The organism is Kitasatospora sp. NPDC007106, from assembly GCF_040634455.1.
In the GTDB taxonomy this organism is placed as follows: Bacteria; Actinomycetota; Actinomycetes; order Streptomycetales; family Streptomycetaceae; genus Kitasatospora; species Kitasatospora arboriphila.
Map to the genome: position 1 here is coordinate 1 of NZ_JBEYFP010000265.1, position 7717 is coordinate 7717.

The following is a 7717-nucleotide window of genomic DNA, read 5'->3' on the forward strand; positions in this document are numbered from 1 at the left end:
GCCGCCGGGCCCGCTCCCGTCGGGCTGCGGAAACCTCTCGACCAACCCCCGCCAGTGGGTGACGGCGAATGCGCCTGCGGGCGCGGTGCCCACCAACGACTGGTGGTCCTCGATCCTGTGGAAGAAGACCAACTGCGCATACGGCGAGCCGCTGTTCGCCCACCCGCTGGGCTTCCGGGCCCAGTCGGCGGGCCTCGGCTTCTCGTACACCACGGCGCCCGCGATCTCCGGCAGCGGCACCGGCGTGGGCGAGTACCACTTCCCGTACAGCGAGGACTTCGTCGCGGGCGTGACCGGTCTCGGCGCCTCGGAGGTGAAGGTCGACGGATGGAGCGACTGGACGGTCAGCCCCTCCTTCTCCGACGGGGCGCGTACGGTGCGGGCGACGATCGGTGAGGGCCTGCCCTTCGCCTACTTCCAGGTGACCGGCGGCAACGCCCAGATCTCCGTCGCAGCCGGTGCGAGCGCCACCGTGTGGTCCGACACCGGCTCGGCGATCGGCTACACGATCAAGGGCCACGACTACGTCGCGTACGCCCCGACCGGCGCGACCTGGTCGGTGAACGGCTCGGCCATCACGTCCTCGCTCGCCGGAAAGGGCTACTTCTCGATCGCGGTACTGCCGACCACGCCGTCCACAACGGCCACCGAGCGCGCCGCGCTGGCGGACTCCTACGGCCGGTACGCGCACAGCCACGTCACCGGCAGCACGGTCGCGTACCGCTACGACGAGGCGAGCAGCACGGTCACCACCGACTACCGGTTCACCACCGTCGCCCGCGAGGGCAGCGAGACCGGTACGGTCGCCGCACTGCTGCCCCACCAGTGGCGGTACCTGGCGGGTGGCAGTCCGCTCCCGCAGGCGTACGTCTCGGCGCGCGGCGCGCTCAAGGTCCTCAGCGGCGTCTCCTCGTTCACCACCTCGATGGTCTACCACGGCGTCCTGCCCGAGGTGCCGGCCGTCGGCGACAGCAGCGGCACGGACGCCGCCACGCTGCAGGACTACCTGAACGCCGAGAAGGCCGACCCGACGAAGCAGGTGAGCGACGACACCTACTGGACGGGCAAGGGGCTGGGACGCGCCGCGCGGATCGCGGAGATCGCCGACCAGACCGGGAACACGGCCGTCCGCGACTCGGCGCTGGCCGCGATCAAGTCGAAGCTCACCGACTGGTTCACCGCTTCCCAGGGCAAGACGGCGCACCTGTTCTACTACGACAAGAACTGGGGCACGCTGATCGGCTACCCCGCCTCCTACGGCTCGGACCAGGAGCTGAACGACCACCACTTCCACTACGGCTACTACGTCGCGGCTGCCGCGACCCTCGCCAAGTTCGACCCCGCGTGGGCCACGGAAGGTCAGTACGGCGGCATGGTCGACCTGCTGATCCGTGACGCGAACAACTACGACCGCGGCGACACGCGCTTCCCGTACCTGCGGGACTGGGACGTCTACGACGGCCACGACTGGGCGTCCGGTCACGGCTCGTTCGGCGCGGGCAACAACCAGGAGTCCTCGTCGGAGGGCATGAACTTCGACAACGCCCTCATCCAGTGGGGTGAGGCCACCGGCAACAAGGCCGTCCGCGACGCGGGCATCTACATGTACACCACCCAGGCAGCGGCCATCCAGGACTACTGGTTCGACAGCAGCCACCAGAACTACCCGGCCGCCTTCCCGCACGACGAGGTCGGCATGGTGTGGGGCGACGGCGGCGCCTACGCGACCTGGTTCTCCAGCGCCCCGGAGCAGATCCAGGGCATCAACCTCCTCCCGATCACCGGCGGCCACCTCTACCTCGGCCAGGACCCCGCGTACGTCAAGGCCGACTACCAGGACATGCTCACCAACAGCGGCCACACCCAGCCGACGATCTGGACGGACATCTGGTACGAGTTCCTCGCGCTCGGCGACGGTGACAAGGCGCTCGCGGCCTTCCGCGCCAACAACTCCTTCACCTCGGAGGAGGGGGAGAGCAAGGCCCACACCTTCCACTGGGTCCGCAACCTCGCGGCGCTCGGCACGGTCGACACGACCGTCACGGCCGACACCCCGCTGGCATCGGTGTTCGTGAAGAACGGGGCCCGGACCTACGTCGCCTCGAACATCACCGGCACCACGCGGACGGTGCACTTCTCGGACGGCACCACCGTGGACGTCCCGGCCGGCAAGACGCTGGCCAGTGGCGCGAACACGTGGAGCGGCGGCAGCGCGACCGGTGGTACCGGTGTCGGCGACGGCGGGGGCGGTCCGACGTCCAGCGCCTCGCCGTCCGCGTCGCCGTCGACGAGCGCCTCGGCCGGCACCTCCGCCAGCGCGTCGGCCAGCACCTCCGTCTCGCCCTCCGCGTCGCCGACCGGCGGCACCGTCTCCTCCCCGACGCTGTACCTGCAGTCCGACGGCAGCCTGACCGGCAGCACGCAGGCCGCCGGAACGGCCACCGTGCCCTCCGCGGGCGGCGCGAACCACGACGGCACCCCGTCCAACCCGCTGACCCTGACCGCCACCGGCCTCAACCTCACCCACAACGGCGGCACCACCGCCTTCGATCTGGCCGTCGACGCCAACACCGCCGTCGGTAACGCCACCCAGCTCCGCCTCTCCTACGACTGTGCGGGCAACGGGAACTGGAACCGCGTCGAGACGTACCACTACTACGCCACCGACCCGGTGCCGGGCGTGGAGCACTACACCCAGACCGCGGGTCTGGTCTCGGCCACCGGCACGGCCTGCGACCTGGTCAACGGCACGGTCAAGGCGGAGATCTGGAACGCCCTCGGCAGCGGCGGCTCCACCGTCGCCACCGGCAACTCCTCCGTCCTGAACCTGCCCTACACGCCGAGCCCGGTCGTCGACCCGACCCCGACGTCCTCCGCCACCGGCGGCACGTCCTCGCCGACCCTGTACGCGCAGGGCGACGGCAGCCTGACGGGGACGGCGCAGGCGTCCGGCAGCGCGGTGATCGGCTCGGCGGGCGGGGCGAACCACGACGGCACGCCGTCCAGCCCGTTCACACTGACCGCGACCGGCCTCAACCTCACCCACAACGGCGGGACGACCGCGTTCGACCTGGCGGTCGACGCGAACACGGCGGTCGGCAACGCCACCCAGCTCCGCATCTCCTACGACTGCACCGGCGACGGCACCTGGGACCGGGTGGAGACCTACCACTACTTCGCCACCGACCCGGTCGCGGGCTGGGAGCACTACACCCAGACCGCCGGCCTGGCCTCCGCGACCGGGACGGCCTGCAACCTGACCGGCGGCACCGTCAAGGCGGAGATCTGGAACGCCCTCGGCGCCGCACCCGGCGCCCTGGGCACCGGAAACCTCACCGTCCTGAGACTGCCCTACAACTGACCTGCCAGCAGCAGGGCGACGCAAGGCCCGGGTCCCGCACGCGGGGCCCGGGCCGTCTGCGCGCCTCAGGCCGTCGGGCTGCCGATTCCGCGCCCGGGTGCGGCCGCGCTCAGGGCCGCGGGCCGGCGCTCGGCGACCGCCTCGGGGTGCCGGTGCCGCCAGTAGGGGTTGTCCAGCGGCAGTTTGCCGCTGACCCGGCCGTACATGCCGAAGGTGGCGATCACGAGTCCCATGGCGAAACTGAAGAGCACGTTGGGCATCCGGAACGCCAGGATGTTGGCGTCCGAGTCGAGCAGCGCCAGGTTGGCGAAGCCGCTGAGCACGAAGAGGGCGCCGACCGTCATGTTGATCGTCGAGGCGGTGTTGCCGCCGACGACCGCGCCGGTGATCAGCGCGGCGGCGGTGACGATCGAGACGAGGCTGAGCAGGCCGTTGCTGGACAGGCCTGCGATGCTCTGCCCGTCGGTGCTGAAGAAGGCGAGGCCGTCGGCGAGGCCGAGGCAGCCGAAGACGAGCAGCATGGCGCCGCAGAGGCCGGCGCCGATCCGGTAGACCTGGGCGAGCCGGTGATCGACGGGGAGTTCGTCGCGAAAGTCCATGACCACACTCCAGAGGGTCTTCACGTGGGACCGTTGGTCCCCACTCTCGCCGCCGACCCCCGGCACCCCCTGTCGCATCGTTCCCGCATCGATGATCCGGGACAGGCGCACCGTCGCGTCCGGCACCGAGCGTCCGCGCCAACCGCTCCGACGAATGGCAGCCGGACCGGCCTGCTGGACGGCCTGCAGCCGGACCGGCGGGGCGCGCCGAGTCTCTGCGCGGGACGGCGCAACCGTGAGGGCGCGACGCACATGTCGGTGGGGTTCCGTCTCTCCCTGCCCGCGATGATCGGCGAGTCGGCCCGGGCGCGGGGAGCCCGGACCGTATGGCCGACCGTGTCGCGCGGCGAGGCGAGCAGCCGCTTCACCACCGCCCGACACGGACACCGCTCACGTTGTCCAGGCCGGGTCCTCGACCCCGCCGTACCCGCCGACCGGGGCCCGGAGCCGACGGCGGGAGCGAGTCAGAGAGTGATGTGCAGGACGCAGATGTCGTCCCGGCGGTCCTCGGGCGTGACGAGTTCACCCAGAATGCTGTCGAGGACCCGGGGGTTTCCGGCACATGCGGCTGCGGTGCGGGCGAGGCGGTCCAGGCCCTCGTCGATGACCTGGCCCGGCTCCTCGATCAGGCCGTCCGTGTACAGCAGCAGGTGGTCGCCGGGCAGTAGGCGCAGCGTGTCCGGCTCGTAGGTCGGCGTGGCCGTCGCGCCCAGCAGGACGCCGTCGGGGGCGGGGAGGTAGCGGGCCCGGCCCTGGCGGATCAGGAGGGGTGGGAGATGGCCGGCCCGGACCCAGGTGAGTCGCCGGTGGGCGGGCTCGTAGCGGGCCATGATCATGGTGGCGGTGCTGAAGTCCCGTTCGGGGGTGTGCCGCAGGAGGGTGTTCAGCCGGTCGAGGATCGTGTCCAGGGGCATGCCGGTGATGGCCATGCCTTTGGCGGTGAAGCGCAGTTGGGCCATGGTGGCCACCGCGTCCAGCCCGTGGCCGGCGACATCGCCGATGACGAGCAGGGCGCTGCCGTCGGGCAGTTCGATGGCGCTGTACCAGTCGCCGCCGAGGTTGAGGCCTTCCTGCAGGGGTCGGTAGGCGACGTCGACGGTGAGGCCGGCCAGGCGCATGGACTGCTCGGGTGGCGGGAGCAGGGCGTGCTTGAGCCTGGCGGCGAGGTCGCGTTCGGCGGTCAGCAGGCCGCGCTGGACGAGGGCGGTGCGCTCCTGGTCCAGCAGCTGTTGCTCGGCGTTCTTGGCGGCGGTCTGGTCCTGGAAGAAGCCGTGGACCTCCACCGGGTCGCCGTGTGCGTCCGCCGCGGCCTCCGCGACGATCCGCACGTGGCGGATCTCTCCGGTGGGGGTGGTGAGCCGGAAGGTGTGATCGACGGGCTTGCCGTCCCCGAGGAGGTGCCCCACGGCGTCGCCCAGTGCGGGGAGGTCCTCGGCGACGACGCGGGCGCGTAGTTCCTCCGGGGTCGTCGGGCCGAGCGAGCGGTCCCGGCCGAGGATGGAGTAGGCCTCGTCGGACCATGTGATCACGTCGCGGACGAGGTCCCAGTCCGCCCACCCCATGTTCCCGAGGCGCTGCATGGCGGTCAGGCGGCGCTGTTCGCGTTCGCCGCTGTCCAGGCGGGCCCAGGAGACGATCAGCCCCGCCCGGCAGGGCGCCGCCCGGACCGCGAAGCGGGACAGGCGCGGGATGCCGGCGAGGACCTCCTCGTACTCGAACGGTTCCCCCTCGTAGCGGACGCCGGTGGTCAGAGCGCGCAGGTAGCCGTGCCACAGCGCCGTGCCGGCCACGGTCGGGTAGGTCTCCAGGACGCTCCGCCCGACCAGGTCCCTTCCCCGGCGTGACCCGATGTCGACCGCCTCCGGTGAGGCGGCCGCGATCCGGAAGTCCGCGACCTCGCCCGCGGGCCCGAGCTCCGGCAGGAGGAAGATCACCGATCCGGGCAGGGCGTCCAGCATCTCCTGGACCTCCGGCGCGGGCAGTGCCGTGCCCGGACCGGCGTCGGCCGTCGGCCGTCCGCCGGGCCGGTTCCGGCGCGAGGAGAAGACGGCGTCGTCTCCTGCCGGCCCGAAGCCTCCGCCGTCCGACTCGGGCATCGCGGATCCCTTCCCGTCCCTCATACATCGAGCATGGCATGCCCCCGATCAGCAACTCCGGCCGGGCTGCGGCCGCCGGACGGCCGGGTTCGCCGCACGGCCCCTCTGCGGGTTCGGGACGGCGCACGCGGCAGCTCCCCGTCCTGCCGGTGCGCCTCGCATGGCCAGCCAGGTTGTGGTGGCCGGGGCGCTGCCGGGGGCGGACTGCAGGACGAGTGCGGCGGAGACGATCCGGTCGTGCTCGACGTCCACGCCGGTGGTCTCGGTGTCGAAGGAGGCGATCGGCCCCTCGTGCCAGGGTCGGGACTTCTGCATGACTGCCCCTCAAGTGCCGCCGGGCTGTTGCCCGGCGCGCCCCCGAGGACCAGGGGCGCACCGTGCTCTGTCCTGGTGATACCGCACTTGACGGCCGCTCAACCGCACGTCGCGGCCGCTCCTCGCCCCGGGGTCCCGGGACGGGTGCGGTGCGGGGTGCGGGAGGGGCCGGGCGGGCCGGTGGGGCGGCCGCGGCGCGGGGGAGAGCGCGGTGCGCACCGGAGCTGCCGCTCTCGGTACCATCGACGTGCGCAGCAGAGTGCTGCGGACCACAGATGTCAGGAGAGACCGGTGACCGACGTCCGGATCATCATCAACCGCGAACCCGATCGGGAAGAGCGCGTGGTGACCACGGGCACCACGGCCGCCGAGCTCTTCGCCGACGACCGCTCGATCATCGCCGCCCGCGTCGGCGGCCAGCTGAAGGACCTCGCCTACGCCGTCCAGGACGGCGACGAGGTCGAGCCGGTCGAGATCTCCAGCAAGGACGGCCTCGACATCCTGCGGCACTCCACCGCGCACGTCATGGCGCAGGCCGTGCAGCAGCTCTTCCCCGAGGCCAAGCTCGGCATCGGCCCGCCGGTCAAGGACGGCTTCTACTACGACTTCGACGTCGAGAAGCCCTTCCACCCCGATGACCTCAAGGCCATCGAGAAGAAGATGCAGGAGATCATCAAGCGCGGGCAGAAGTTCTCCCGCCGCGTGGTCTCCGACGACGCCGCCCGCGACGAGCTGTCCGCCGAGCCCTACAAGCTGGAGCTGATCGGCCTCAAGGGCTCCGCCGCGACCGCCGGCGAGGGCGCCGACGTCGAGGTCGGCGCCGGCGAGCTGACCATCTACGACAACCTCGACGCCAAGTCCGGCGAGCAGTGCTGGGGCGACCTCTGCCGCGGCCCGCACCTGCCGAGCACCCGGCACATCCCGGCCTTCAAGCTGATGCGCAACGCGGCCGCCTACTGGCGCGGCAGCGAGAAGAACCCGATGCTGCAGCGCATCTACGGCACCGCCTGGCCGAGCAAGGACGAGCTGAAGGCGCACCTCGACTTCCTGGTGGAGGCCGAGAAGCGCGACCACCGCAAGCTCGGCAACGAGCTCGACCTCTTCTCGATCCCGGAGCAGATCGGCTCCGGCCTCGCCGTCTTCCACCCCAGGGGCGGCATCATCCGCCGGGCCATGGAGGACTACTCGCGCCGCCGGCACGAGGAGGAGGGCTACGAGTTCGTCTACACCCCGCACGCCACCAAGGGGAAGCTGTTCGAGACCAGCGGCCACCTGGACTGGTACGCCGACGGCACGCCGGTGATGTACGCCAGCGCCCGGTATCGGGTCAGCACGCTCTGCTTCAT

4 protein-coding genes and 1 pseudogene are annotated in these 7717 nt (G+C 71.6%); 2 read left to right on the forward strand and 3 right to left on the reverse strand.

Annotated elements, in window-relative coordinates:
- Positions 1-85: 85 nt before the first annotated feature.
- The gene (locus ABZ641_RS20190) at positions 86-3361 is read left to right on the forward strand and encodes a glycosyl hydrolase (protein ID WP_359983542.1); all 3276 of its coding nucleotides are present in this window, start codon (positions 86-88) and stop codon (positions 3359-3361) included.
- Positions 3362-3426: 65 nt separating this feature from the next.
- Here ABZ641_RS20190 and ABZ641_RS20195 read toward each other — a convergent pair whose 3' ends face one another.
- The 3 genes and pseudogenes from ABZ641_RS20195 to ABZ641_RS20205 form a co-directional block, all read right to left on the reverse strand.
- Complete coding sequence (locus tag ABZ641_RS20195) at positions 3427-3960, reverse strand: DUF4383 domain-containing protein (protein ID WP_359983545.1); 534 nt, start codon at positions 3958-3960, stop codon at positions 3427-3429.
- 464 nt (positions 3961-4424) lie between these two features.
- Positions 4425-6056: a SpoIIE family protein phosphatase gene (locus ABZ641_RS20200; RefSeq protein ID WP_359983548.1), complete on the reverse strand. Its 1632-nt coding sequence runs from the start codon at positions 6054-6056 to the stop codon at positions 4425-4427.
- A 165-nt stretch (positions 6057-6221) separates the two neighbouring features.
- A pseudogene (locus ABZ641_RS20205) lies at positions 6222-6371 on the reverse strand (3'-5' exonuclease); the annotation flags it as partial.
- 291 nt (positions 6372-6662) lie between these two features.
- Between ABZ641_RS20205 and ABZ641_RS20210 the strand changes: the two are divergent.
- Positions 6663-7717 (forward strand): threonine--tRNA ligase (locus ABZ641_RS20210; RefSeq protein ID WP_359983550.1); only part of this gene is annotated, 1055 nt, incomplete at its 3' end.